At 69.9% G+C, this 24,096-nt stretch carries 25 protein-coding genes; 16 read left to right on the top strand and 9 right to left on the bottom strand.

Annotated features, from left to right (window positions below; all coding sequences use genetic code 11):
- The first annotated feature begins 131 nt into the window (after positions 1-131).
- The 3 genes from ACFYO2_RS29960 (at position 132) to ACFYO2_RS29950 (ending at position 2,998) form a co-directional block, all read left to right on the top strand.
- Complete coding sequence (locus ACFYO2_RS29960; RefSeq protein WP_388355263.1) at positions 132-1,361, top strand: amidohydrolase family protein; 1,230 nt, start codon at positions 132-134, stop codon at positions 1,359-1,361.
- Entirely contained in the window at positions 1,358-2,281 is a 924-nt protein-coding gene (locus ACFYO2_RS29955) for an LLM class F420-dependent oxidoreductase (protein WP_388355262.1), read from the top strand. The genes ACFYO2_RS29960 and ACFYO2_RS29955 overlap by 4 nt, the downstream gene beginning before the upstream one ends.
- 69 nt (positions 2,282-2,350) lie before the next feature.
- Entirely contained in the window at positions 2,351-2,998 is a 648-nt protein-coding gene (locus tag ACFYO2_RS29950; RefSeq protein ID WP_388355260.1) for a response regulator transcription factor, read from the top strand.
- A gap of 22 nt (positions 2,999-3,020) precedes the next feature.
- Here ACFYO2_RS29950 and ACFYO2_RS29945 read toward each other — a convergent pair whose 3' ends face one another.
- Both ACFYO2_RS29945 and ACFYO2_RS29940 read right to left on the bottom strand, forming a co-directional pair.
- Positions 3,021-3,797, bottom strand: coding sequence for a hypothetical protein (locus ACFYO2_RS29945; protein WP_388355258.1), 777 nt, complete (start codon positions 3,795-3,797; stop codon positions 3,021-3,023).
- A gap of 58 nt (positions 3,798-3,855) precedes the next feature.
- Positions 3,856-4,593: a hypothetical protein gene (locus ACFYO2_RS29940; RefSeq protein WP_388355256.1), complete on the bottom strand. Its 738-nt coding sequence runs from the start codon at positions 4,591-4,593 to the stop codon at positions 3,856-3,858.
- A gap of 125 nt (positions 4,594-4,718) precedes the next feature.
- On the opposite strand from ACFYO2_RS29940, the gene ACFYO2_RS29935 reads away from it, so the two are divergent.
- The 5 genes from ACFYO2_RS29935 (at position 4,719) to ACFYO2_RS29915 (ending at position 10,774) form a co-directional block, all read left to right on the top strand.
- A complete protein-coding gene (locus ACFYO2_RS29935) occupies positions 4,719-5,465 on the top strand; it encodes an SDR family NAD(P)-dependent oxidoreductase (RefSeq protein ID WP_388355439.1) in 747 nt (248 codons plus the stop codon).
- Between the two features lie 113 nt (positions 5,466-5,578).
- Positions 5,579-6,697, top strand: a complete 1,119-nt coding sequence (locus tag ACFYO2_RS29930; protein WP_388355254.1) for an LLM class flavin-dependent oxidoreductase — start codon at positions 5,579-5,581, stop codon at positions 6,695-6,697.
- A gap of 135 nt (positions 6,698-6,832) precedes the next feature.
- The gene (locus ACFYO2_RS29925) at positions 6,833-8,563 is read left to right on the top strand and encodes an amidohydrolase family protein (RefSeq protein ID WP_388355252.1); all 1,731 of its coding nucleotides are present in this window, start codon (positions 6,833-6,835) and stop codon (positions 8,561-8,563) included.
- Complete coding sequence (locus tag ACFYO2_RS29920; protein WP_388355250.1) at positions 8,560-10,017, top strand: aldehyde dehydrogenase family protein; 1,458 nt, start codon at positions 8,560-8,562, stop codon at positions 10,015-10,017. Before ACFYO2_RS29925 ends, ACFYO2_RS29920 begins: the two co-directional genes overlap by 4 nt.
- 220 nt (positions 10,018-10,237) lie before the next feature.
- Positions 10,238-10,774 carry an ATP-binding protein gene (locus tag ACFYO2_RS29915; protein ID WP_388355248.1) on the top strand — a complete coding sequence of 179 codons (537 nt, stop codon included), beginning with the start codon at positions 10,238-10,240 and terminating at the stop codon, positions 10,772-10,774.
- On the opposite strand, the gene ACFYO2_RS29910 is transcribed toward ACFYO2_RS29915, so the two are convergent.
- The 3 genes from ACFYO2_RS29910 to ACFYO2_RS29900 are packed head-to-tail and all read right to left on the bottom strand — an operon-like array spanning position 10,707 to position 12,241.
- Complete coding sequence (locus tag ACFYO2_RS29910) at positions 10,707-11,102, bottom strand: nitroreductase/quinone reductase family protein (protein WP_388355246.1); 396 nt, start codon at positions 11,100-11,102, stop codon at positions 10,707-10,709. The genes ACFYO2_RS29915 and ACFYO2_RS29910 overlap by 68 nt on opposite strands.
- Before the next feature lie 31 nt (positions 11,103-11,133).
- On the bottom strand, positions 11,134-11,379 hold the full coding sequence (locus tag ACFYO2_RS29905) for a DUF397 domain-containing protein (RefSeq protein WP_388355244.1): 246 nt from the start codon (positions 11,377-11,379) through the stop codon (positions 11,134-11,136).
- Between the two features lie 10 nt (positions 11,380-11,389).
- Positions 11,390-12,241, bottom strand: coding sequence for a helix-turn-helix domain-containing protein (locus tag ACFYO2_RS29900; protein WP_388355242.1), 852 nt, complete (start codon positions 12,239-12,241; stop codon positions 11,390-11,392).
- A gap of 206 nt (positions 12,242-12,447) precedes the next feature.
- On the opposite strand from ACFYO2_RS29900, the gene ACFYO2_RS29895 reads away from it, so the two are divergent.
- The 4 genes from ACFYO2_RS29895 to ACFYO2_RS29880 all read left to right on the top strand — a co-directional run bounded on the left by ACFYO2_RS29895 (position 12,448) and on the right by ACFYO2_RS29880 (position 13,721).
- Positions 12,448-12,894: an ATP-binding protein gene (locus ACFYO2_RS29895; RefSeq protein WP_388355240.1), complete on the top strand. Its 447-nt coding sequence runs from the start codon at positions 12,448-12,450 to the stop codon at positions 12,892-12,894.
- Between the two features lie 71 nt (positions 12,895-12,965).
- Positions 12,966-13,244, top strand: a complete 279-nt coding sequence (locus ACFYO2_RS29890) for a hypothetical protein (RefSeq protein ID WP_388355239.1) — start codon at positions 12,966-12,968, stop codon at positions 13,242-13,244.
- Positions 13,241-13,522: a hypothetical protein gene (locus tag ACFYO2_RS29885; RefSeq protein ID WP_388355238.1), complete on the top strand. Its 282-nt coding sequence runs from the start codon at positions 13,241-13,243 to the stop codon at positions 13,520-13,522. Before ACFYO2_RS29890 ends, ACFYO2_RS29885 begins: the two co-directional genes overlap by 4 nt.
- A gap of 43 nt (positions 13,523-13,565) precedes the next feature.
- Positions 13,566-13,721, top strand: coding sequence for a hypothetical protein (locus tag ACFYO2_RS29880; protein ID WP_388355236.1), 156 nt, complete (start codon positions 13,566-13,568; stop codon positions 13,719-13,721).
- A 7-nt stretch (positions 13,722-13,728) separates the two neighbouring features.
- Here the strand turns inward: ACFYO2_RS29880 and ACFYO2_RS29875 are convergent, their stop codons facing one another.
- A complete protein-coding gene (locus ACFYO2_RS29875) occupies positions 13,729-15,222 on the bottom strand; it encodes a CehA/McbA family metallohydrolase (RefSeq protein ID WP_388355235.1) in 1,494 nt (497 codons plus the stop codon).
- 61 nt (positions 15,223-15,283) lie between these two features.
- Between ACFYO2_RS29875 and ACFYO2_RS29870 the strand changes: the two genes are divergently transcribed.
- The 3 genes from ACFYO2_RS29870 to ACFYO2_RS29860 all read left to right on the top strand — a co-directional run bounded on the left by ACFYO2_RS29870 (position 15,284) and on the right by ACFYO2_RS29860 (position 19,495).
- The gene (locus ACFYO2_RS29870) at positions 15,284-16,162 is read left to right on the top strand and encodes an LLM class F420-dependent oxidoreductase (protein WP_388355233.1); all 879 of its coding nucleotides are present in this window, start codon (positions 15,284-15,286) and stop codon (positions 16,160-16,162) included.
- A gap of 69 nt (positions 16,163-16,231) precedes the next feature.
- Complete coding sequence (locus ACFYO2_RS29865; RefSeq protein ID WP_388355231.1) at positions 16,232-18,817, top strand: bifunctional FO biosynthesis protein CofGH; 2,586 nt, start codon at positions 16,232-16,234, stop codon at positions 18,815-18,817.
- A 105-nt stretch (positions 18,818-18,922) separates the two neighbouring features.
- The gene (locus ACFYO2_RS29860) at positions 18,923-19,495 is read left to right on the top strand and encodes a hypothetical protein (RefSeq protein ID WP_388355229.1); all 573 of its coding nucleotides are present in this window, start codon (positions 18,923-18,925) and stop codon (positions 19,493-19,495) included.
- A 10-nt stretch (positions 19,496-19,505) separates the two neighbouring features.
- Here the strand turns inward: ACFYO2_RS29860 and ACFYO2_RS29855 are convergent, their stop codons facing one another.
- The gene (locus tag ACFYO2_RS29855) at positions 19,506-20,018 is read right to left on the bottom strand and encodes a DUF2165 domain-containing protein (RefSeq protein WP_388355228.1); all 513 of its coding nucleotides are present in this window, start codon (positions 20,016-20,018) and stop codon (positions 19,506-19,508) included.
- Positions 20,019-20,364: 346 nt separating this feature from the next.
- On the opposite strand from ACFYO2_RS29855, the gene ACFYO2_RS29850 reads away from it, so the two are divergent.
- Positions 20,365-21,480 (top strand): ADP-ribosylglycohydrolase family protein, encoded by a 1,116-nt coding sequence (locus ACFYO2_RS29850; protein ID WP_388355226.1) that lies wholly within the window; start codon positions 20,365-20,367, stop codon positions 21,478-21,480.
- Between the two features lie 43 nt (positions 21,481-21,523).
- Here the strand turns inward: ACFYO2_RS29850 and ACFYO2_RS29845 are convergent, their stop codons facing one another.
- Positions 21,524-23,098 (bottom strand): sodium:solute symporter family protein, encoded by a 1,575-nt coding sequence (locus tag ACFYO2_RS29845; protein ID WP_388355225.1) that lies wholly within the window; start codon positions 23,096-23,098, stop codon positions 21,524-21,526.
- 162 nt (positions 23,099-23,260) lie between these two features.
- Positions 23,261-24,046 (bottom strand): SDR family oxidoreductase, encoded by a 786-nt coding sequence (locus ACFYO2_RS29840; protein ID WP_388355223.1) that lies wholly within the window; start codon positions 24,044-24,046, stop codon positions 23,261-23,263.
- Positions 24,047-24,096: the final 50 nt, after the last annotated feature.

Raw genomic sequence — 24,096 nt, 5'->3', positions numbered from 1 at the left:
GTGGAGAGGCCGATCACAGGCAGGCGCGCGGGATGTCACAAGGCCCTCACGCTCTCTCCCCACCCGCCCGGGAACCCAGAAGCCCCATCCCGCTAGCTGACGGACCGTCAGATCGGCGCTACCGTGCCCCCATGGAGACCAACTCACCCCTTCCTTTGATCATCTCCGTCGACGACCACACCGTCGAACCCCCCACCGTCTGGCAGGACCGGCTCCCGAAGAAGTACCTCGACATCGGCCCCCGCACGGTCCGCGCCCCCCTGAAGGAGATGTCGTTCCTCGGCGGCCGCTTCAAGCCCGTGATGGGCCGGCCAGGCGACGACGGCCCGATCGGCGACTGGTGGGTCTACGAGGACCTGCACCGCCCCCTCACCCGCCTGGACACCGCCGTCGGCTACAGCAGGGACGAGATCAAGCTGGAGGTCATCACCTACGAGCAGATGCGGCCGGGCTCGTACGACGTGCCCGCCCGCCTCGCCGACATGGACGTCAACCACGTCCAGTCCGCCGTCTGCTTCCCGACCTTCCCCCGCTTCTGCGGCCAGACCTTCACGGAGGCCAAGGACCACGAACTCGGTCTGCTCTGCGTCCAGGCCTACAACGACTGGATGGTGGAGGAGTGGTGCGGCCCGCAGGCGCAGGGCCGGCTCATACCGCTCACCCTCATCCCCCTCTGGGACGCAGAACTCGCGGCCCAGGAGGTACGGCGCAACGCCGCCCGCGGCGTCCGTGCCGTCGCCTTCTCCGAGATACCCCCGCACCTCGGCCTGCCGTCCGTCCACACCGACGACTGGGATCCCTTCCTCGCCGCCTGCGACGAGACCGGCACGGTCGTCGCCATGCACATCGGCTCCAGCAGCCGTATGCCGTCCACCTCCGCCGACGCACCGCCCGCCGTCGGCTCCACCATCACCTTCGCCAACTGCTGTTTCTCGATGGTGGACTGGCTGATGAGCGGCAAGTTCGAGCGCTTCCCCCACCTCAAGGTCATGTACGCGGAAGGCCAGATCGGCTGGATCCCCTACATCCTCGAACGCGCCGACGTGGTGTGGGAGGAGAACCGGGGCTGGGGCGGTGTCGCCGACAAGGTTCACCGGCCGCCGTCCGAGCTGTTCGCCGAGCACGTCTACGGCTGCTTCTTCGACGACGCCTTCGGGCTGCGGAACCTGGACGCCATCGGGGTCGGGAACGTCCTCTACGAGACCGACTACCCCCACTCCGACTCCACCTGGCCGAAGTCGCGGGAGGTCGGCGAGGCCCAGATGGGGCACCTGGACGCCGACGTCGTCGAGCGGATCGTACGAGGAAACGCGATCGAGCTGCTGGGACTGACTCCCTACGGTCTGTGGAGCGGTGCATGAAGTACGGCATCCAGCTCCCCGTCCAGTCCCAGAGCACGATCTACGCCGAGCCCTGGGAGGCCGCCGCCGGCCCCGCCGACCTCGTCGAGATCGCCCGGGCCGCCGATCGGGCCGGGTTCGCGTACATCGCCTCCTGCGACCACGTGGCGATCCCGCGCCGCCTGGCCCCCGCGATGAGCACGGTCTGGTACGACCCGGTCGCCACCCTCGCCTTCCTGGTGGGCGTGACCGAACACGTACGGCTGCTCAGTCATGTGGCGGTCGTGGGTCTACGGCATCCCCTGCTGACCGCCAAGCAGTACGCGACCCTGGATCACCTGAGCGGGGGGCGGCTGATCCTCGGAGTCGGGGCCGGGCACGTGCGGGAGGAGTTCGAGGTGCTGGGCGTCGACTTCGGGCGGCGTGGCGCCGTGCTCGACGAGTGTGTCGACGCGCTGAGGACCGCCCTCGGTCCCGACGAGTTCCCCGAACACCACGGCAGGCTCTACGACTTCGAGGGACTCGGTCAGCGACCCAGGCCGGCGCAGACCCAAGTCCCCCTGTGGGTCGGCGGATCGTCCCCCGCTGCCGTACGCCGGGCCGCCCTCAAGGGGGACGGCTGGCTGCCGCAGGGCGATCCGAGGGATCGGCTGCCCGCGCAGATCTCCGGGCTGAAGCGGCTGCGGGCGGAGGCGGGGATCGAGGAGCCCCTCACCATCGGGGCCATCACCGAGCCGCTGTACGTCGGTGAGCCCGGGTGGGACGTCGGTCGGCGGACTCTCGCCGGCGGTCCGGGGGAACTCGCCGAGTCGTTGCGGGCGTACTCCGCGATGGGTGTGGACCAGATCCAGGTGCGGTTCCGCAGCCGGAGCCGTGCCGAACTCACGGACCAGATCGCGGCGTTCGGGGAGGAGGTGGCCCCGCTCCTCTTGAAACTTTGAACATGTCCACGCCGGGTCACGTATGTACGGACGTACGGACGTGACAACTCCGGCGGAAGGACACGTGACGTGCGATCCTCCCAGCGATTCCCGGTCGAGCGACTCTCCGTCGCCCTCGCCTGCGTGGAGGGAGAGTGGCCGCACGACGACTGGCCGGCGCCGGACGATCCGCACGTGGGCCGGGTGGTGCGCCTGGCCCCGCCCTTCCGGGTTCCCGGGGGCGTGGACGTCGTCGTCCTGCGCTGCGACGAACCGTCGGACGCCCTGCGGAGCCTGGGAGTCACGGGCGTCCCGGTGATCGTCGTCAGCCCCCGCCGGGACGTCGACACGATCGTCGAGGTGTTCCGGGACGGAGCGGGCTACCTGGTCGAGGGGGACTACTGCACCTGCATGTTGTCCTCCGCCGTGGTCGGGGCCACCGTCGGGCACACCTATCTCTCCCCGACGGCGTGCGCCGCCCTGCGGGAGGGGGCCCGGCGGGTGCCCACGGGCGGCGACGCGATGGAACGGCTGCGCGGGCTGCTGTCCCCGCGCGAACGGCAGATCATGGAGCTGCTGTCCACCGGTCTGGGCGCACAGGAGATCGGGCTGCGACTACGGCTCAGTGAGAAGACCGTGCGCAACAACCTCAGCAACATCTACGCCAAGCTGGACGCACGCGGAAGCACGGACGCGGTCCTGCGGTGGCTGGGAGCCGCGCCCGTGCTTCGCATCTGAGAATGTCCGTGAGCTCAGGGACTCAGGGCGCCGGAATTTCCGACAGTGGTATTTCGATGTCGGTGACGTTCTCGCCGCCCGCACCGAATCCCGGTTCCGACCTGAGGGCGCGCGTGGAATTCTGAATGCCGGAGGCCTCGGGTGTACCGCACTCCACAGTCCGCAGCCACAACCGGCCGTCGGGGGTTCCGTTCTTCAGGATCTGCGGATAGAACACGTGCACGCTCGTGCCGCCCTCACTGGGGGAGAAGAAGACCTTCTGGCCGTTCTGCTCCTCCTTGTAGGTGGCCTTGAGGAATCCGCTGACGTCGGTGCGCTTGGCGGACCACATGAAGAAGCCGAGGCTGTTCGCCCGCACGGTGTCCGTGCGGCTGAACGCCAGGGCTGTCGCCTTGTCGTCTCGCGTGATGTTGATTTCCGACGTGTTGAATTTGACGCCGATCTCGAAGACCGAATTCCCGATCTTCGTGTCGGCGGCGGCGGTGAATCCGTCCTCCAACTGAATGGTCCGGGTCACCGAAGTGCTGACGTTGAAGGTCTTCGTGGCCGTGCCGGTCGACCCGCAGTTGTCGGTCACCGTGGAGACGCGCTGATTGGGCCCCAGGCTGTTCGCCTTGAACTGCACATCGACGAACTCGCAGTTCTCCAGCTTGTCCGAGTCCGCCGAGCAGTCGGCGGTCACCTCGTCGGGGGTCGCGGCGCCCGCCTGGTTCATCAGCGGGACGGCCACCGCGACGGCCGCGACCGGGGCCAGGACGAGGGTGATGCGCTTCTTCTTGCTCCGATGCCTTCTCGGCATGGGTTTCTCCTGTGGGGGTTGAGGGTTGAGAGGTGAGGGTTGAGGGTGGGGGTGGGGGTCAGCAGTCGGTCAGGACGGCCTTGGACGTGCCGTCCACGACACCGGGAGCGCCCGCGGCGCCCGGCAGGACGACCGGCCCCTCGACGACCTCGGGCGCCACGAAGTTCTTCTCGGGGGAGGGGTTCACCGCGAAGCTGCCGGGGTTGGCGTCGATCCGTACCCGCCACTCGCCGGTCATGCGCTGAATCTTCGGCGTGAACTCCATGTGGAGCACCTTGCCGACCGGTACTTCCCGCTGTTCCGTGTCGCCCGCGGTGGCCGACTCGACGGTCATGTCGAGGGTGCCGTTGTGCTTGAGCCAGGACCCGCTGAGGAAACCGAAGATCCCCAGGCCGCCGCCCTGTTGGGTCACGGTGTACTTGCCCTTGCCCTGGGCGACCGTCGCCGACCAGGTGACCGAGACCTTCGCCGGATCGGTGGCGTTCGTCTCGCAGTTCGGGAAGTCGATGGAGGATTTCTCGGTGGGGCCCTCGAAGGTCTCGAACTTCGTCTCCACGAAGTCGCAGTTGTCGGCGGCGAAACCGTCTCCGAGACCGCCCCCGAAATCCCTGGTCGCTCGCCGCTGGCCGTTGATCACGGCGGACTTGTGACACATCGACATGATCTGCTCGGGGGTCTTCTCCTCCTCGGCCGCGTTCGCCGACGGAAGAAGCGTGACGACGGCACCGCCGGTGGCGAGTGCCGCCCCGATCGCCACGTACCTGACTTTTCTGTTGCGTAATTTGCGCTTGGACATGCGAGTGATTATTGAAGCCCTGCGACGGTATAGACAGAGTCAAATGTCCCTACTCCTCGGTTATCTGACGAAGCGTCAGATACGGCGCTACGATGCCCCCATACACCGATCCCGAGGGGGTCCGCATGGGCAAGCTGGACGGACGCGTCGTTCTCGTCACCGGGGCCGCGCGCGGGCAGGGGGAGCAGGAGGCGCGGCTGTTCCGAGAGGAGGGGGCCGAGGTCGTCGTGGCGGACGTGCTCGACGAGCAGGGGCAGGCCCTCGCGAAGGAGATCGGCGCGCTGTACGTGCATCTCGACGTGGGGCGGGAGGAGGAGTGGGGGGCCGCGACCGATGCCGTGATGGAGGCGTACGGCCATATCGACGGGCTCGTCAACAACGCCGGCATCCTCCGCTTCAACAGCCTCCTCGACACGCCCCTCGACGAGTTCATGACCGTCCTGCGGGTCAACCAGGTCGGCTGCTTCCTGGGGATCAGGACCGTGGCACCCCGGATGTCCGACGGGGGCACGATCGTCAACACCGCCTCGTACACCGGGATGACCGGCATGGCGTACGTGGGGGCGTACGCGGCCACCAAGCACGCGATCGTCGGGCTCACGCGGGTGGCCGCACTGGAGCTGGCGGACCGGGGGATACGGGTCAACGCCATGTGCCCGGGAGCCATCGACACCGCGATGAGCAATCCGGGTGGCGCCGCCGAGGGAGCGACGGACGCGCTCTACCGCAAGCTCGTGCCGCTCGGGCGGATCGGGAGGCCGCAGGAGGTGGCGCGGCTCGCGCTCTTCCTCACGTCCGAGGACTCCTCCTACATCACGGGGCAGCCGTTCGTGATCGACGGGGGCTGGCTCGCGGGAGTGGCCGTCGCCTGACTGACCATCAGCTATTGACGGTGCATGCGGGCGGTGCCACAGTCGGCCCCACCGATGAATCTGACGGTACGTCAGAAACCAGTGAACTTCAGAACCGGGGACGGTGAACCTCCTTGGAATTCGGGCTCTTTGTACAGGGATACGTGGGCAAGCGAGCCGAGACCGACCCGCTGGCCGAACACAAGGCGCTGATGGAGGAGACCGAGTACGTCATCCAGGCGGACAGGTCGGGCTTCAAGTACGCCTGGGCGTCCGAGCACCACTTCCTGGAGGAGTACTCGCACCTCTCCGCCAACGACGTCTTCCTCGGCTACCTCGCCCACGCGACCGAACGGATCCACCTCGGCTCCGGGATCTTCAACCCGCTCGCCCAGGTCAACCACCCCGTGAAGGTCGCCGAGAAGGTGGCCATGCTCGACCATCTCACCGCCAACCGCTTCGAGTTCGGCAGCGGACGCGGGGCCGGCTCGCACGAGATCCTCGGCTTCCTCCCCGGCATCACCGACATGAACTTCACGAAGGAGATCTGGGAAGAGACCATCGCCGAGTTCCCGAAGATGTGGCTCCAGGACGAGTACGTCGGGTTCCAGGGCAAGCACTGGCAGCTCCCGCCGAGGAAGGTGCTCCCCAAGCCGTACGGGAAGTCGCACCCCGCGATGTGGTACGCCGCCGGGTCGCCGCCCTCGTACGCCATGGCCGCCCGCAAGGGCCTCGGGGTGCTCGGCTTCAGCGTGCAGAAGGTCTCCGACATGGAGTGGGTCCTCGAGCAGTACAAGACGGCGGTCGTGGACGCCGAGCCGATCGGCGACTTCGTCAACGACAACGTGATGGTGACGACCACGGCGATCTGCGCGCCCACGCACGCCGAGGCGATCGAGATCGCGGTCAACGGCGGGCTGCACTACCTGCCGTCGCTGGTGTTCCGGTACCACGACACGTTTCCTCGTCCCGAGGGGTTCCCGGTGTGGCCGGAGACCTTGCCCGAGTACACCGCGGAGTTTGTCGAGCTCCTCATCGAGGAGGAGTTGTTGATCTGCGGAGATCCGGACGAGGTGTTCCGGCAGTGCAAGCGGTGGGAGCAGGCGGGGGCGGATCAGCTGAGCTTCGGGCTGCCGGTGGGGGTGCCGAAGGAGGAGACGCTGCAGACGATTCGCCTCATCGGCGAACACGTGATTCCGAAGATCGATACGGATCCGGTGCATCGGACGTCTCGGTTCCGGCAGTCCGCCTGATCGCCGTGGGCCTGCGGGCCGTTTGCGGCTACGGGCCGTCTGTGGCTGGTCGCGCCCACGCGGCGGAGCCGCATATGTCACAGCCCCGCGCCCCTGAGGTACGTACACCGGCCCGGAGTTCAAGGAGGCAAGCCCATGCTTGATCACGTCATCAAGGGTGCGACCGTCGTCGATGGCACGGGCGCTCCCGCGTTCACTGCGGACGTCGGCATCCGGGACGGTCGTATCGCGATGGTCGGGAAGATCACCGAAGAAGCCCGGACCACCGAGGACGCGCACGGCCTCGTGCTCGCCCCCGGCTTCGTCGACCCGCACACGCACTACGACGCCCAGCTGTTCTGGGACCCGTACGCGACCCCGTCGCTCAACCACGGCGTCACCACGGTCGCGGCCGGCAACTGCGGGTTCACCCTCGCGCCCCTGAACCCGGCGCGCCCCGAGGACGCCGACTACACGCGCCGCATGATGTCCAAGGTCGAGGGCATGTCCCTGGTCGCGCTGGAGGAGGGGGCGCCCTGGAGCTGGCACGGCTTCGGGGAGTACCTGGACGCGCTGGAGGGGCGGATCGCCGTCAACGCGGGCTTCATGGTGGGGCATTGTGCGCTGCGGCGGTACGTCATGGGCCCGGACGCGGTCGGCGGGCAGCCGAGCGAGGAGCAGCTCGCGGCGATGCTCCGGTTGTTCCACGAGGCCATGGACGCCGGGGCCTGGGGGCTCTCCACCACCCAGTCGTCCACCCACTCCGACGGTGACGGCAAGCCGGTCGCCTCCCGGCACGCCCTGCCCGCCGAGCTGCTGGCGCTCTCACGGGCCGTCGGTGAGCACGAGGGCACGCAGATCGAGGCGATCGTCGCCGGCTGTCTCGACCAGTTCAGCGACGCGGAGATCGACCTGCTCGTGGAGATGAGCGCGGCGGCCGGACGGCCCCTGAACTGGAACGTCCTCACGATCGACGCGTCCGTCCCCGAGCGGGTGCCCAGGCAGCTCCTCGCGAGCGAGCAGGCGCGGAAGGCGGGCGGCAGGGTCGTCGCGCTCACCATGCCGATCCTCACGCCGATGAACATGTCGCTCGGCACCTTCTGCGCCCTCAACCTCATCCCGGGGTGGGGTCCGATCCTCGGCCTGCCCGTCCCGGAGCGGATCGAGAAGCTACGCGACCCCTCCGTCCGGGCCGAGATGCTGGAGCGGGCCGGGTCCAAGGAGGCGGGCGTCTTCCGGCGGCTGACGCACTTCGGGCGGTACGTCATCGGCGACACCTACAGCGAGGCGAACCGGGGTCTGAGCGGGCGGGTGGTGCAGGACATCGCGGCGGAACGCGGCCAGGACCCCTTCGAGTGCCTGGTCGAAATCTGCGCGGCCGACGAGCTGCGAACGGTCCTGTGGCCCATGCCGACCGACAACGACCCGGCGTCCTGGTCCCTGCGCGCCGAGACCTGGCAGCACGAGGACGTGCTGCTCGGCGGCTCGGACGCGGGCGCGCATCTGGACCGGATGTGCGGAGCCCCGTACACGACCCGGTTCATCGGGGACTGTCTGCGCGGCCGGAAGCTGGTGGGCCTGGAGCAGGCGGTGAAGATGCTGACGGACGATCCGGCACAGCTCTTCGGCCTCAGGGAAAGGGGCCGGATACGGGAGGGCTTCCATGCCGACCTCGTCCTCTTCGACCCGGAACGGATCGCCGCGGGCACGGCCACCCTGGTGCACGACCTGCCGGGAGACAGCCCCCGGCTGGACTCCAAGGCCATCGGGATACGGGCCGTCTGGGTCAACGGGGTCGAGGCGATCCGGGACGACGTGGTGAGCGGGGCCGTACCGGGGAAGGTGCTGCGCTCGGGGCGGGACACCCGGACGGTGGCGACCAAGTGACCTTCTCGGAGGGACAGCGGCTGTTCATCGGCGGTGCGTGGGTCGAGCCGGACGGCGGTCACTACGAGGTCGTCGACCCGGCGACCGAACAGACCGTCGGCTGGGCGCCGGAGGCCTCGCGGGATCAGGTGCGCGCGGCTTGTGCCGCGGCCCGCGAGGCCTTCGGGCCGTGGTCGCGTACGACGCCGGAGGAGCGGGCGGCGATCCTCGCGCGGGCCGCGGGGATCATCGGGACCCGCCTGGACTCGTACGCCGAGCTCGCCCGGGCCGAGACCGGGGCGACCACGGCGACGGCCCGGCGTATGCAGGTCGGGGTGGCCGCCGCCCGGTTCCGGCGGTACGCGCGCGTGGAGCCCGCCGAGTGGGCGATCCCGCCGCAGATCAACGAGGCCGGGCCGATGGGGCGGGCGGCGGTGCTGGGCGCGCTGGCCGTACGGCAGCCGGTCGGGGTCGTCACCTGCATCACCTCGTACAACAACCCCTGGGCGAACCCGGCGGGGAAGCTCGCCCCGGCGCTCGCGATGGGCAACACGGTGGTGGTGAAGCCCGCTCCGCAGGATCCCCTCTCCGTCTACCGGATGGCGGAGGCGTTGGAGGCGGCCGGGGTGCCGCGCGGGGTGGTGAACGTCGTCTCCGGCAGGTCGGTGGAGGTGGGCGAGGCGGCCGTCTCGTCCCCCGACGTCGACATGGTCAGCTTCACCGGCTCCACCGCCGTCGGACAGCGCATCGCCTCCGTCTGCGGGCGGGACATGAAACGCCAGTTGATGGAGCTGGGCGGCAAGGGGGCGGCCGTCGTATTCGACGACGCGGACATCGGGTCGGCGGTCGCCGGGATCGGGACGACCTTCTCCTTCTACAGCGGGCAGATCTGCACGGCGCCTACGCGGGTGCTGGCGCAGCGGGGCGTGTACGACCGCTTGGTCGAGCAACTGGCCGCGTACGCGGGTCGATTGAAGGTAGGAGCTCCGAGCGAGCCGGACACGGTGGTCGGACCGGTGATCTCGGCGGCCCACCGGGACCGGGTGGAGTCGTACGTCGAACTCGGCCGGAAGGAGGGCGCGGTGGTGGTGACGGGCGGCGAACGGCCGCCGCTGGACCGGGGGTTCTTCGTCACCCCCACCCTCCTCGCCGACTGCACGAACGACATGCGCGTGGCCCGCGAGGAGATCTTCGGCCCGGTCGTGTCGGTCCTCCCCTTCGAGGAAGAGGAGGAGGGCGTGGCACTGGCCAACGACACCGACTACGGCCTCATCGACTACGTCTGGTCGGCGGACGTCGCCCGCGCCTTCCGCGTGGCACGGCGGCTACGGGCCGGCGGGGTCGGCGTGAACACGGTCGGGCGGAACATGGAGGCGCCGTTCGGGGGGTTCAAGAGGAGCGGGGTCGGGCGGGACGTGGGGTCGTACGCGCTGCACGCCTACAGCGAGGTTCAGGCGATCGTGTGGCCGGGGTGACGTGAGGACTTCGGCGGTCCCGCGGTAGGCCTCCAGGTCGAAAACGGCCCGGGCCGCTCTGCTCACACGACCCAAGTGCGAGCGGAAGGATCCCGGACCCCCGTACGTCATCTGCGGTCCCTATCGTCATGCTCAGGCGCCTCGTCTCGGAGCGCACCGTGGGACGCCATGGCCAGGGCCCCGGCGCCACCCGTCTCTCCTCAGTGATCGGAGACCTCCGATGGCGACGTCATCTCCGCCCTGGGCCTACACCCTCGACCTTCCGCGCGATCCCCGCGCACCGGGTATCGCCCGCGCCACCCTGCGCACGGTCCTGGCCGCCCATGGCCTCGCCCGGCTCACCTCCACCGCCGAGCTGCTGGTCTCGGAGCTGCTGACCAACGCCCACCGGCACACGAGCGGCACCTACGCCCTCCGTATCCGCTCCGTCGGGCCCGGTCGGCTGCGGGTCGCCGTCTGGGACGCCGACTCCCGACTCCCGCCAGGTTTCGGCGGCGGTGGCGCCCTCGCCGCCGTACCGGCGGAGGACGCCGAGGGCGGCCGTGGGTTGCAGCTCGTGCGGGCTTGTGCCGATGCGTGGGGCGGGTACGCGCTGGGCGAGGGGCACGGCGGCAAACTGCTGTGGGCCGAGTGCGGGCCCGCGACCGTGCCCCCCGAGGAGGCTCGACAGGGGGCACAACCAGCTTTCTTCAATCCGCCAGATCCACCCGCACCGTCAACAGCCCGGTCCCCAGCACTCGCACCCCCGCGCTGTTGACCCGCGGCAGGCTGCGCAGTCGTGCCACCGGGTCGTCGTCGGGCAGCAGGTGGGCCGTGCCGGTGTGCCAGCGTCCCCGGATCCGTACCCGTACTCGCTGATCGGCCTTGATGTTGCGGACGTACTGGGATCTCTCGCCGAACTCGGAGACCAGCCAGAAGGAGTCGCCGACGCGGCGGCCGCCCACCGGGGTGTGGCGGGGCAGGCCGGAGACGCGGCCCGTGGTCTCCAGGACCGTCTGGAGGGGGAGGCGGCGCAGGACCGGATTGCCGACGCGGCGTTGGAAGCCGGTGGCGGCACGGAATCGGAGGTCGTTGAGGCGGGACATCTTCAGGCGGCTCCCTTCTGGTGAGTCCGGCTCATGTGCTTTCCGAGGCCTTCAGTACGTCCAGCAGGGCGCCGAAGGCGACGGGGTCGGTGGTCAGGATGGTCTCGGTGGGGTCGGCGCTTTCGGTGAGGTGGACGGTGGTTCTGGTGGGGGCGGATATGTGGACGCAGGCGTCGCCTTCCTGGCAGTAGGACGACTTCTGCGCTGTGGTGGCGACGTGGAGGCACGATTCGCCCTGGGCGCAGTAGGACGACTTCTGCCATGCGTAGGCGGTCATGAGGGTCCTCTCACAGTTCGGTGGCCAGGTTGTGGATGAAGTCCCGGGTCTCTTCCGGAGGGAGAGCCACGGATTCCATGCGGTGCAGCAGATTCCGATACGTGTCCAGTTCGGCCTCGGCGTCGACCAGTGCGGGGCCGTGCGACTGGTCCAGGGAGACCGTGTCGAGCCGGGGGACGGAGCCGTGGATGTAGAGGAACGTCTGGCCGGAACCCGGGTAGGCCCCGATGGCGAAGGGGATCACCTGAATCGTGATGCCGTCGCGCTCGCTCTGGGCCAGCAGGTGCTTCAGCTGACGCTTGGCGACCGACGTCCCGCCCACGGGCACGCGGAGAGCGGCCTCGTGAATGATCGCCTGGTACGGCACCGAGTTGTCTTGGTCCAGTAGGGCCTGCCGCTGGAGTCGATGATTCACCCGGAGCTCGACCTCGCGGCGGCTGAACTCGGGCACGGCTTGTTCGTAGATGGCGCGGGCGTGATCGGCGAGTTGGAGCAGGCCGGGGACGTGTGCCGTGTTGGCGGCCTGAAGTCGGACGGCGTGGTGTTCGATCTCCGCCAAGTCGAGCAGCCCTGCTGGGAGCGCTTCGCGAAAGGTCTCCCACCAGCCACCCTTGCGCTCGCCGGCCAGCTCGATCAATCCGTCGAGGTAGGCGGTGTCGCAGCAACGGTAGATGCGGGCCAGGGCACCCAGGCGGTCCGCGCTCACTCCGAATCGGCTGGCCTCGATGTTGCTGAGCTGTGCCTGACTGACGCCGAGTTGACGAGCCCCCTCGGTGACGGACAGGCCCGCCCTTTCACGAAGCCTGCGCAGCTCCGTGCCCAGGCGGAGGCGGCGGGCGGTCGTGGCGGTCTTGGGGGCCATGGGCCAACTCTCCTTGGAAAGCCGGGCTTTGATGTCACCCACACGAGGGAAAACCTCATGTGATTGCCGAAATGGGAAATGTATTAAGTGGTGCGCCGGTAGCTTACTGAACCAGGCGCCCCGCCCGGAAGCGCACCGTGGGACGCCACGGCAGAGACACCGGGTCCTGTCACCGTCCAACTCCACTCAGTGATCGGAGACTTCCCGTGACCACCGTATCCCCGTCCTGGAACTACACCCTGCACCTCCCGCACGATCCACGCGCCCCGGGTATCGCGCGGGGTGCCCTCCGGCTGATCCTGGCCGCCCACGAGATGCCCGAGCTCACGCCCACCGCGGAGCTGCTCGCGGCGGAACTGCTGACCAATTCGCACCGCCACACCAAGGGCCCGTACGCCCTCCGCGTCCGCTCGGCGGAGCCCGGCCGGCTGCGGGTGGCGGTACGGGACACGGATCCGCGCGTCCCGCCCGGCTTCTTGGACCGGGATTCCCCGGTGCACCCACTGGACCTGGACGCCGAGGACGGCCGCGGCCTGCACCTCGTCCAGGCCTGCGCGGACAACTGGGGCGCCTCAGTGCTCCGTGAGCTGGGCGCGTCGAAAGGCGGCAAGCTTCCGTGGGCCGAGTGCGGGGGCGGGGCGGCGGCGTGGTGACGCGATGTCCGTCCCTGCCGGGCGGCGCCATACTGGGAAGTGGACTTACGCCCTTTCACCAGGAGCAGACGATGAGCGCACAGCCTGAGCACCGGGGCTGGGGAGCGATGCCGCTGCCCGAGATCCGTACCGTGGACGACCTGCGCAGTGCGCTCAGCCGCTACGGCTTCCCGGGCGACCGGGAGCGGTTCGAGGAGGAGCTGGCGGCTGCCATAGGAGCCTCCCCGACCAACGACTTCCAAGGCGCCGCCGCTGTGGTCCGGGCCTACCGGCACCGGGTCCTGATCAGGAACTCGCCCGAGATCATGGCCGCCCTCGAAGAGGCGCGTTCCACAGGCGGCGGTACGTGAACGAAATCCCGTTGGAGGAGGCCGAGCCGGCAAGGAAGGCGTTCGGCGACCTGACGGAGGGGGAGCGGGAAGTCGTCCGGGAGGCGCTCGTGGTGATCCGCCGTGATCGCACGGTGGGCCGCGAGATCCCCGGCTGGCGGCCTCCGTCCGTGGAATACACGTACACGACCCCCCTCGCCCACGACTCGGCCGAGGCGATCACGATCGTTTACACGCACACGCCCGGCATGGGAGTGACAGTCGTCTACTACTTCCGTGATCCACAGGTGGTGGATTGAGCTCGCGCGCTTCACGTGATGCGGCACCGTGGATCAAAAGTGGGTGGTGGTCCCAAAGGCGCGGCGCGAGTGGCTGGAGGCCGCCACGCAGCTCGCGGGCGGCGCCCCCGCCGACGAGGCGGCGGCCCGCTGGCTGGGAGCCGTCGCGACAATCATCGAGCTCAAGTACCTGACGAGGGCGCGCGCTGCGCAAGACTGACGGTGGCCTACGAGCGCCCCAGGAAGATCGGGTTCGTGAACGCCGCCAGCGCCCCCGGCAGCGGCCCCACCGCCACCTCGTGCCTCACCTCCGCCCGCACGTAGGCCGCGTAGGCAGGGGTCGTACGCCACTCGACGACCCCCGATCCCGTCACCGGCAGTGGCGCGCTCGTGAACAGCACCCCCTGGTCGGTGACCAGACGGACCGTGCAGCGCGGGGCGCCCGGGACCTCCAGGCGGACCGTCACCGGCGTGTCCCCGTCCGTCTCCAACCGCTCCCCGATGCCCGCGTGTTCGCCGCGCCCCCCCGAGGCCGTGAAGGCGAGGGACAGGTTCTTCGACTCGGCGACGTACGAACGCCCCGCCCGGATGCCGTCCTGGATGGCCTCGCGGGTCAGGTCGTCGGCCAGGACGACCGTCTGCGGGAGGCCGATCACGTCCGGGTCCCGGTGCGCGTCGCTGTTGCCCATCGCCGGGATCCACTCCCGGCCGCCGCCGCGCACGGACGCCACCAGCATCCCGTCCCAGTCCGCGAGCGAGACCTCGTCGTCCGGGGTGTACGGCCCGTTCCACACCTCCACGGCGTCCGCCTCGCCGAAGCCGAACTTCCAGTTGCAGCCGATGCAGGTGGCGTGCGGGTGGGCCGGGACGACCAGGCCGCCGGCGCGGCGGATCTGCCGGGCGTAGCGGCCGAAGCGGTTGTCGCGGGCCCGGAAGCGCCAGTCGACGAAGGTGCCGGGTTCGGTGCCGAGGGCTACGACATGGCCGTTCCTCGTCGTGACCTCCTCGCCCAGCATGATCAGCAGGTCGTCGTCGGCCTCGGGGGCCCAATGGGCGTGCGCGGCATGCGTGTTGTGTTCCGAGGAGTTGATGAAGTCCAGGCCGGCCGCCCGTGCCAGCGCCGCGATCTCGGCGGGGGTGCGGCGGCCGTCGGAGTACCAGGAGTGCAGATGGCAGTCTCCGCGGTACCAGTCGCGGCCCCGGCCGTTGGCGCGCGAGGGCGGGTACGCCGGCCGGACGGCCGCGCCCGGCTCGCCGTACGTCAGCGTGACCGTGATCTCGTACGACAGCCCCTGCGGGGAGACCGTGTACGGGCCGAGCGCGATGTGCCAGGTGCCCTCCCGCACCGGGCCCGCGATGTACCCCGGCGTGGCGTCGTCCGCGCGGAGGAGGAACTCGGTCCGCGCGCCGCCCGACCAGCCCCGGAAGCCCTTCCCGCCCAGCTCCGTGCCCCGCTCGTCGAAGATGCCGATGTCGAGGGCGTTGCCCGCGGTGCCGACCGGGACGGACGGGCGGTCGTAGGTGTACGCGACCCTGATCTCCCGTACGCCGGAGGGGACTTCGACGGGTACGTACACGAAGTCGGGGGAGCCGGCGGGCAGGGTGCCGCGGAGCGTCCGCCTCTCCTGGGCCCCGTCGGCCGCCCCGGCCGCTGAAGCGAAGGTCACGCTTCCCAACGTAAGCGCGGCGGCGGCTCCCGTCACCGACGCCCTCACTGACATCCAAAAGAGATGCCGACCGGTCGGTATGGACAGATGGGCGAGTAACCGGTACAGATGAGGCATGCGCATCTCCGTGACGATCTTCCTCACCGACGAGACGATCACCCCGACCCGGCTCGCCCGTGAGCTGGAGCAGCGCGGGTTCGCCGGGCTGTACCTGCCCGAGCACACGCATATCCCCGTCGAGCGGACCTCCCCCTACCCGGCGGGCGGCGAGCTGCCGCCCGAGTACGGCCGCACCCTCGACCCCTTCGTCGCGCTCGGCCAGGCCGCGGCGGTCACCGAGCGGCTCGGCCTCGGTACCGGCATCACGCTGGTCGCTCAGCACGACCCGATCGACCTCGCGAAGCAGATCGCGACCGTCGACCACCTCTCCGGCGGCCGGTTCACCCTCGGCCTCGGCTTCGGCTGGAACGTCGAGGAGGCCGCCGACCACGGGGTGGAGTGGCGTACGCGCCGCGAGCTCGTGCGCGACCGGATGGCGCTGATGCGGGCGCTGTGGAGCGAGGAACCGACGGCGTACGAGGGGGAGTTCGGGAGTGTCCGGGCGAGCTTCGCGTACCCCAAACCCGCACAGAAGCCGCGCGGTCCGGTGGTCGGTCCGCGCACGCTGGTCGGCGGGGCGGCCGGGCCCAAACTCTTCGCGCACATCTGCGAGTACGCCGACGGGTGGCTGCCGATCGGCGGGCGCGGTCTGTCGGAGTCACTGCCCGTGCTGCGCACCGCCTGGGCGGACGCGGGCCGCGACCCGGCCGCCCTCCAGATCGTCCCGTACGCCGTTCAACCCTCGCCGGGCAAGCTCGCGCACTACGCCGAGCTGGGCATCGAGGAGGTCGTGGTGCAGCTGCCGCCGGCCGGAGAGGCGGAGGTGCTCGCTCTGCTGGACGACTGCGCCGGTTATCTCTCCTCCGTCGGTGGCACCACCAGTGACACCGTGTAACGCCCGGCGGGCGGGGACGAATCGGACGGCTCCTGCCGGCTCTGATCACGTCGCTCGTATGCTCGAAGGATGACGACTTCCGCGACCCCCGGAACCGGCCCCACCGAGAACTCCATGCGTCGCGCCCTCAAACGCGCCCGGGACGGCGTCGCCCTCGACGCCGCCGAGGCCACGGTGCTGCTCCAGGCCCGCGGTGAGGCCCTGGAGGACCTCACCGCGTCCGCCGCCCGGGTACGGGACGCGGGCCTGGAGGCGGCGGGACGCCCCGGCGTCATCACCTACTCGAAGAGCGTCTTCATCCCCCTCACCCGGCTGTGCCGTGACAAGTGCCACTACTGCACCTTCGTCACCGTGCCCGGCAAGCTGCGCCGCGCCGGGCACGGCATGTTCATGTCCCCGGACGAGGTCCTGGACATCGCCCGCCGCGGTGCCGCCCTCGGCTGCAAGGAAGCCCTCATCACCCTCGGCGACAAGCCCGAGGAGCGCTGGCCCGAGGCGCGCGAATGGCTCGACGCGCACGGCTACGACGACACGATCGCGTACGTCCGCGCCATCTCCATCCGCATCCTGGAGGAGACCGGCCTGCTGCCCCATCTCAATCCCGGGGTCATGTCCTGGACGGACTTCCAGCGACTGAAGCCGGTCGCGCCTTCGATGGGCATGATGCTGGAGACGACCGCCACCCGCCTCTGGTCCGAGCCCGGCGGCCCGCACCACGGCTCCCCGGACAAGGAGCCCGCCGTTCGGCTGCGGGTCCTTGAGGACGCGGGCCGGTCCTCGGTCCCCTTCACGTCCGGCATCCTCATCGGGATCGGCGAGACGTACGAGGAGCGCGCCGAGTCCCTCTTCGCGTTGCGGCGCGTGTCCCGGTCGTACCACGGCATCCAGGAACTGATCATCCAGAACTTCCGTGCCAAGCCGGACACCGCGATGCGCGGCATGCCGGACGCGGAACTGGACGAGCTGGTGGCGACGGTGGCGGTGGCCCGGCACATCATGGGCCCGTCGGCCTGTCTGCAGGCTCCGCCGAACCTCGTGGACTCCGAGTACGAGCGGCTGATCGGGGCGGGTATCGACGACTGGGGCGGGGTGTCCCCGCTGACGATCGACCATGTCAATCCGGAGCGGCCGTGGCCGCAGATCGACGAGCTGTCCGAGAGGTCGGCGGCCGTCGGCTTCGAACTGCGGGAACGTCTGTGCGTGTACCCCGAGTTCGTCCAGCGCGGCGAGCCCTGGCTGGACCCGCGGCTGCGTCCGCACGTCCGGGCGCTCGCGGACCCGGAGACAGGGCTCGCCCTCCCGGACGCGGTGGTCGAGGGTCACCCGTGGCAGGAGCCGGAGGAGGCGTTCGCCGCTTCCGGCCGTACGGATCTCCATGTGTCGATCGACACGGAGGGCCGTACGTCCGACCGCCGCGACGACTTCGACGAGGTGTACGGCGACTGGGGCGCCCTGCGCGAGGCGGCCGCCCCCGGCATGGTGCCGGAGCGCATCGACACGGACGTACGCGCGGCGCTGGCGACGGCGGCGGACGACCCGACGCGGTTGACCGACGCCGAGGCGCTGGCGTTGCTGCACGCGGACGGCCCGGCGCTGGACGCGTTGACGCGTATCGCGGACGACGTCCGCAAGTCGATGGTCGGCGACGACGTCACGTACATCGTCACGCGGAACATCAACTTCACCAACGTCTGCTACACCGGCTGCCGTTTCTGCGCCTTCGCCCAGCGCCGCACGGACGCCGACGCCTACACGCTGTCCCTGGACCAGGTCGCCGACCGCGCCCAACAGGCCTGGGAGGTGGGCGCGGTGGAGGTCTGCATGCAGGGCGGCATTCACCCCGACCTGCCCGGGACGGCGTACTTCGACATCGCGAAGGCGGTGAAGACCCGCGTCCCCGGGATGCACGTGCACGCCTTCTCCCCGATGGAGGTCGTCAACGGCGCGACGCGCACCGGAATGTCCATCCGCGAGTGGCTCACGGCGGCGAAGGAGGCCGGCCTCGACTCCATCCCCGGCACGGCCGCCGAGATCCTCGACGACGAGGTCCGCTGGATCCTCACCAAGGGCAAGCTGCCGACGGCCACCTGGATCGAGGTCGTCAGCACGGCCCACGAGCTGGGCATCCGCTCGAGCTCGACGATGATGTACGGCCACGTGGACCAGCCGAGGCACTGGCTGGGGCACCTGCGCACGCTGGCCGGCATCCAGCAACGGACGGGCGGCTTCACGGAGTTCGTGACGCTGCCGTTCATCCACACGAACGCGCCGGTGTACCTGGCGGGCATCGCCCGCCCCGGCCCGACCATGCGGGACAACCGGGCGGTGACGGCGATGGCCCGTCTCCTGCTCCACCCGCACATCCCCAACATCCAGACCAGCTGGGTGAAGCTGGGCACCGAGGGCGCGGCCGAGATGCTCCGCTCCGGCGCGAACGACCTCGGCGGCACCCTCATGGAGGAGACCATCTCCCGCATGGCGGGCTCCTCCTACGGCTCGTACAAGTCCGTCAAGGACCTGATCGAGGTGGCGGAGGCGGCCGGCCGCCCGGCCCGGCCACGGACGACCCTGTACGGCGAGGTGTCCGAGGAACGGCAGCGGGCGGCGTCGGTGTCGGACGGGCATCTGCCGGAGCTGCTGCCGGTGCTGGACTGACCCGGGCCGCGCACACCATGGGGCGGTCGTCGCGGGGGACGGGGTGAGGCTCACAGTACGATGATCGGACCCCCGATGTGCGGGGTCCTGTAGCTGAGGAGATGCGTGCCCGTGCCTGCCCGACGGCTTCCCTCGTGGGTCTGGGTGACCGGCCTGACGGTGGGTGCGGTGGTGGCGGTCTCCGTCCTGGCCGTGGAGGCGGACAAGGGCCCGCACCCGACCGCCACGGCCACCAGACCGAGCGCCTCCGCCTCGGCGGGTGCGCAGCCCACGCCCACGAAGTCCGCGGCGCCTGCCGCCGTGCCGGACGGCTCCGGCACGGGGCGGCGCATCGTCTACTCCCTCGGGCAGAAGCGGGTCTGGCTGGTCGACGCGAGCGACGCGTCCCGCCGTACCTTCGCGGTGTGGCCGGGCACGGTCGATCCCGCCCCGGGCACCTACACGGTCGGAGCCCGCACGGACGCGACGACGGGCTCGGACGGCGTGCAGATCGAGCACATCGTCTACTTCGCCACCGCGTCCGGTGTGAACGTCGCCTTCTCCAGCGCCGTCGACGGGTCCTCGCCGCCCCCGCCGGCCGCGGGCGTCCAGACGGGCGGCATCCGCATGAAGACGGCCGACGGAGACGCGCTGTGGACGTTCGGGGAGACGGGGACGACGGTCGTGGTGGTCGAGTAGCTGGTTCCGGTCAGGCGGCGGACCGGGTGCCCGCGTCGCCGAGCGGCAGATTGACCACCAGCAGCACGATCCCGCTGAACACGAACGCCCGCGTCGCCGCGTCCAGCCCGTTCCAGTCCCCGGACTGCCACATCGCGAACCACTCCCCGCCGATCGCGATGAACCCGGCACCGAACAGCAGCATGACCATGAGCAGGCCGTACGTCGAAAAGCGCCGTGCGCCCGCGTGGTCCCGGCGCGCCCACAGCCACGTCCCGTAGAGGAGGACGAGCGCGGCGACCGTCTCCCACACGATGATCGCCACGTACGCCGCGTCCTGAAGTCCCTTGCTGGTGATGGCTCTCCACATCAGGTCGTCGTCCTTGAACGTCGTATCCATGGCGAGCACGTGCTGCACGAACTGCTGGTTGGTCCCGAAGTCGGTGATGTTCCCGAAGGCGACGAGAAGCATGTAGAGGGCGACAGTGCCGGTGAGAACGGTGGCGGTGAGGGAGAGAGCGCTGCGTGAGGTTGTAGTGGCCATGGCGGCCATCTTCCCCGCACGGTGCGGCACCTCCATACGCATTGAGCCAGAATGACGGCGGCGGAAATTCACTCGGGGACGCCGAACGGGCTGTGATTCGGGGGCACTTGAGGTGCTGCCGGACCGCGTGGCCCGGTGACCCGGCAGGGGCCGACGCCAAAGACGAAGTGCGTCGATTCTGCAACCTCACCTGGTACGGCTGATACCGGACAGTCACGACCACGCTCGACCACACCGGATCACTTCGGTAACTCCCGGCATACCGATTCGCCCCTGAACCGACCGTCTCCGTTCGATTACAGTGCTGAGCTGTCGTACGTCTGGACGGTTGCCGTGGGAGGTCTTGGTGGGCGCGACAACCGGGGCCCTCTGGGGGCGTGCCGAGCAGCAGGATTTTCGGGGGCGGGTGCGGGGGACCCTGCTCGGGGTGGCCGTCGGGGATGCGTTGGGCGCGCCCGTGGACGGGCTCGGGCTGGACGAGATCCGGGAGGCGTACGGGCCCGAGGGGCTGGTCGATCTCGGGTTCGGGTACGGGCGGCGCGGTGCGGTCGGTCATCTCACGCAGCTCACGCTGTTCACCGTGGACGGGCTGATACGCGCCCAGGTGCGGCGCGACACCGGCGCCTGGCATCCGCCCACCGACGTGCACCGGGCGTATCGGCGCTGGTTCGCCACCCAGCGCGACTGGGGGCCGGATGAGCGGCGCAAGGACGACGGGTGGCTCGCGCGGGAGGAGTGGCTGTATGCGAGGAGGGATCCCACCCGGGCCCTGCTCCTCGGGCTCGGCGACGACACCATGGGGACCCTGGACGCGCCCAAGAACGCCGGTGAGGCCGGTCCGGAGGCCGCCGCCCGGTCCGCGCCCTTCGGGCTGCTGGTGGGGTGGGAGCCGCAGCTGGTCGTACAGCTCGCCGTGGAGTGTGCCGCGCAGACCCACGGGCATCCCACCGCGTGCCTGGCGGCCGGCGCGTATGCCGTGATCGTGCACGCGCTCGCCCGCAGCGAGTCTCTCGACGCTGCCGTGCAGCAGGCGCTCGCGCTGCTCGCCGCCAGACCCGGGCACCAGCCGGTCTCGGACGGGTTGCAGCACGCGCTCGGCGCCGTACGGCAGGGGATGCCGGACGCGGCCCGGGTCGAGGAGCTCATCGGGGCCGGTACGGCGGAGGGGCTGCTGTCCGCCGCCGTGTACTGCGCGCTCGTGGGAGAGGACGTACGGCACGGACTGTGCCTCTCGGTGAACCACGACGGCCCCTCCGCCGCCGCCGGGGCCCTGACCGGCGGCCTACTGGGCGCCCTGCACGGCGAGACGGCCCTCCCGCCGGCCTGGCTGGCCGAGCTGGAGGGCCGTCCCACACTGCTGGAACTGGCGGACGACTTCGCGATGGAGATGACCCAGGGGCCCGCACTGCACGGACCCACGGGCTCCTCCCCGGGTTGGCTGGCCAGATATCCGAGGGCCTGAGGCCGATAGGCCGGCCGGTCCGCGCCGGCCAGTGCCTCGCCTGTCAGTCCTTCACCGGCGCCCGCACCACGTCCTCCACGCCACCCGCCGGCGTCGGAATCGCCGCCGCGGCGGCCCCATCGTCGTCCGTGTTGATCGTCTCGATGATCGCGAGGCGTTCCGGGGTGTCCTCCGGCTTGAGGAAGCCGATGAGGATGTAGAGGACCAGGGAGACGGCCAGCGGGATCGACACCTGGTACTGGAGCGGGACGCCGCCGTCGACGTTCCAGTTGATCGGGTAGTTGACCAGCCAGAAGGCGAGCAGGCCCATGGACCAGCTGGTGAGCGCGGCCGTCGGGCCGGAGCGGCGGAACGGGCGGAGCAGGCCGAGCATCATCGGGATGGCCATCGGGCCCATCAGACCGGCGACCCACTTGATGACGACGGTGATGATGTCCTTGAAGGCGGGGGAGTTGACCTGCGTGGCCGCCGCCATCGACAGGCCGAGGAAGACGACCGTCGCGATACGGGCCGCGATCAGCCCCGAGCGCTGGCTCCAGCCCCGGGCCCGTGCCGAGATCACCGGCGCGCAGTCCCGGGTGAAGACGGCGGCGATCGCGTTGGCGTCGGAGGAGCACATGGCCATGGTGTGGGAGAAGAAGCCGACGATGACCAGGCCCAACAGGCCGTGCGGGAGGAGCTGTTCGGTCATCAGGCCGTAGGAGTCGGAGCCGTCGGGCTTCTGCGACTCCACCAGCAGCGGCGACATCCACATGGGGTAGAAGAGGACCAGGGGCCAGACCAGCCAGAGGACCGCCGACAGCCGTGCCGAGCGCTCGGCCTCGCGAGGACTGGACGTGGCCATGTAGCGCTGGGCCTGGTTGAGCATGCCGCCGTTGTACTCGAAGAGCTTGATGAAGAGGAAGGCGAGCAGGAACACGGCGCCGTAGTCGGCGACCAGCGGATCGCGATGGCCCTGCAGGGCCGGCTGGTCCCAGGCGTCGAGGAACCCGATGCCCTTGTCGCCGAGTTCGAGCACCGCGGCGACGAACATCGCGACACCGGCGAGGAGTTGGATGACGAACTGGCCCAGCTCCGTCAGCGCGTCCGCCCACAGGCCGCCGATCGTGCAGTAGACCGCCGTGATGGTGCCGGTGATGAGGATGCCCTGGTTGAGCGTGATGCCCGTGAAGACGGACAGCAGGGTCGCGATCGCGGCCCACTTCGCGCCGACGTCCACGATCTTCAGCAGCATGCCGGACCAGGCCAGGGCCTGCTGGGTCTTCAGGTCGTAACGGTTCTTCAGGTATTCGAGCGGCGAGGCGACATGGAGTCGTGAACGCAGTCGGTTGATCCGCGGGGCGAACAGCTTCGAGCCGATGGCGATGCCGAGCGCGATGGGGAAGGACCACGTCACGAAGGACGTCACGCCGTAGGTGTAGGCGATGCCCGCGTACCCGGTGAACATCACCGCGCTGTAGCCCGACATGTGGTGGGAGATGCCGGACAGCCACCACGGCATCTTGCCGCCGGCCGTGAAGAAGTCGCTGACGTTGTCCACCCGCTTGTGCGACCAGACGCCGATTGCGACCATCACGCCGAAGTAGCCGATGAGCACGGCCCAGTCCAGACTGTTCATGTGCCCCCTTCCAGAGTCCGTGGCCAGGGTCAGGCATGTGAACTCTGGGTTCGGTGGCATGCTCGCGGCAAGCAAGAGGAAGGTCAAGAGCACGTAAAATTGTTCTGACAGGTGTTCTGAGTTTACGTATATGAACCACAGGTTGGCTGAAAAGATCGGGTTTCAGCGCATCAACTCCCCCGCGTTGACCAGGAGCGACTGCCCCGTGATCGCACGCGCCCGGTCCGAGGCCAGGAACACCGCCGCGTCCGCCACATCCGCGTCCGAGGCCAGCTCGGGCAGCGCCATCCGGCCAGTCAGCCGCTCCAGCACCTCCGCCTCCGGAACGCCCTCCGTCTGCGCCGTGAACTGTACGTACGCCCGTACCGGCGGACCCCACATCCAGCCGGGCAGCACCGTGTTGACGCGGACGCGGTACGGCCCGAGCTCCCGCGCCAGCGAGTACATCGCGCTCGTCAGCGCCCCCTTCGACGCCGCGTACGCCGCCTGCCGCACCTGCGAGGGAGCCGCCACCGCCGACTGCGTGCCGATGAACACCACCGAACCCCCGCCCGCCTTCAGTGCCGGCAGACACGCCCGCGTCATCCGCAGCGTCCCCAGCAGGTTCACGTCGATGACGGACTGCCAGGTCGTGAAGTCGGCGTCCTCCAGGCCGCCGAAGTAGCTGTCCCAGGCGGCCACATGGACCACCGCGTCGACCCGCCCGAACCGCTCCCGCGCCAGCTCGGCCAGCGCCACGCACTGGCCCTCGTCGGTGACGTCGGTCGCCCGGCACGCCGTGTGCGCCCCGTCCGGATCGATCTCGGCCGCGCTCTTCGCGAGGTTCGCCTCCGTCCGCGCACCCAGCACCGCGTTCCCGCCGTCCCGCACGACGGCCGCCGCGACCTGACGGCCGAGCCCGGCCCCGACTCCCGACACGACGACGGTCTTGCCCGCGAGCAGTGACATCGATGGCCTCCCCGGCTATGGCGCAATATCTGACGGAGCGTCAGAGTAGG

The sequence above is a fragment of the Streptomyces sp. NPDC006602 genome (assembly GCF_042870385.1).
Classification (GTDB): Bacteria; Actinomycetota; Actinomycetes; order Streptomycetales; family Streptomycetaceae; genus Streptomyces.
Note: the sequence above shows the minus strand (reverse complement) of the source record. Positions and strands in the feature narration are given on the sequence as shown.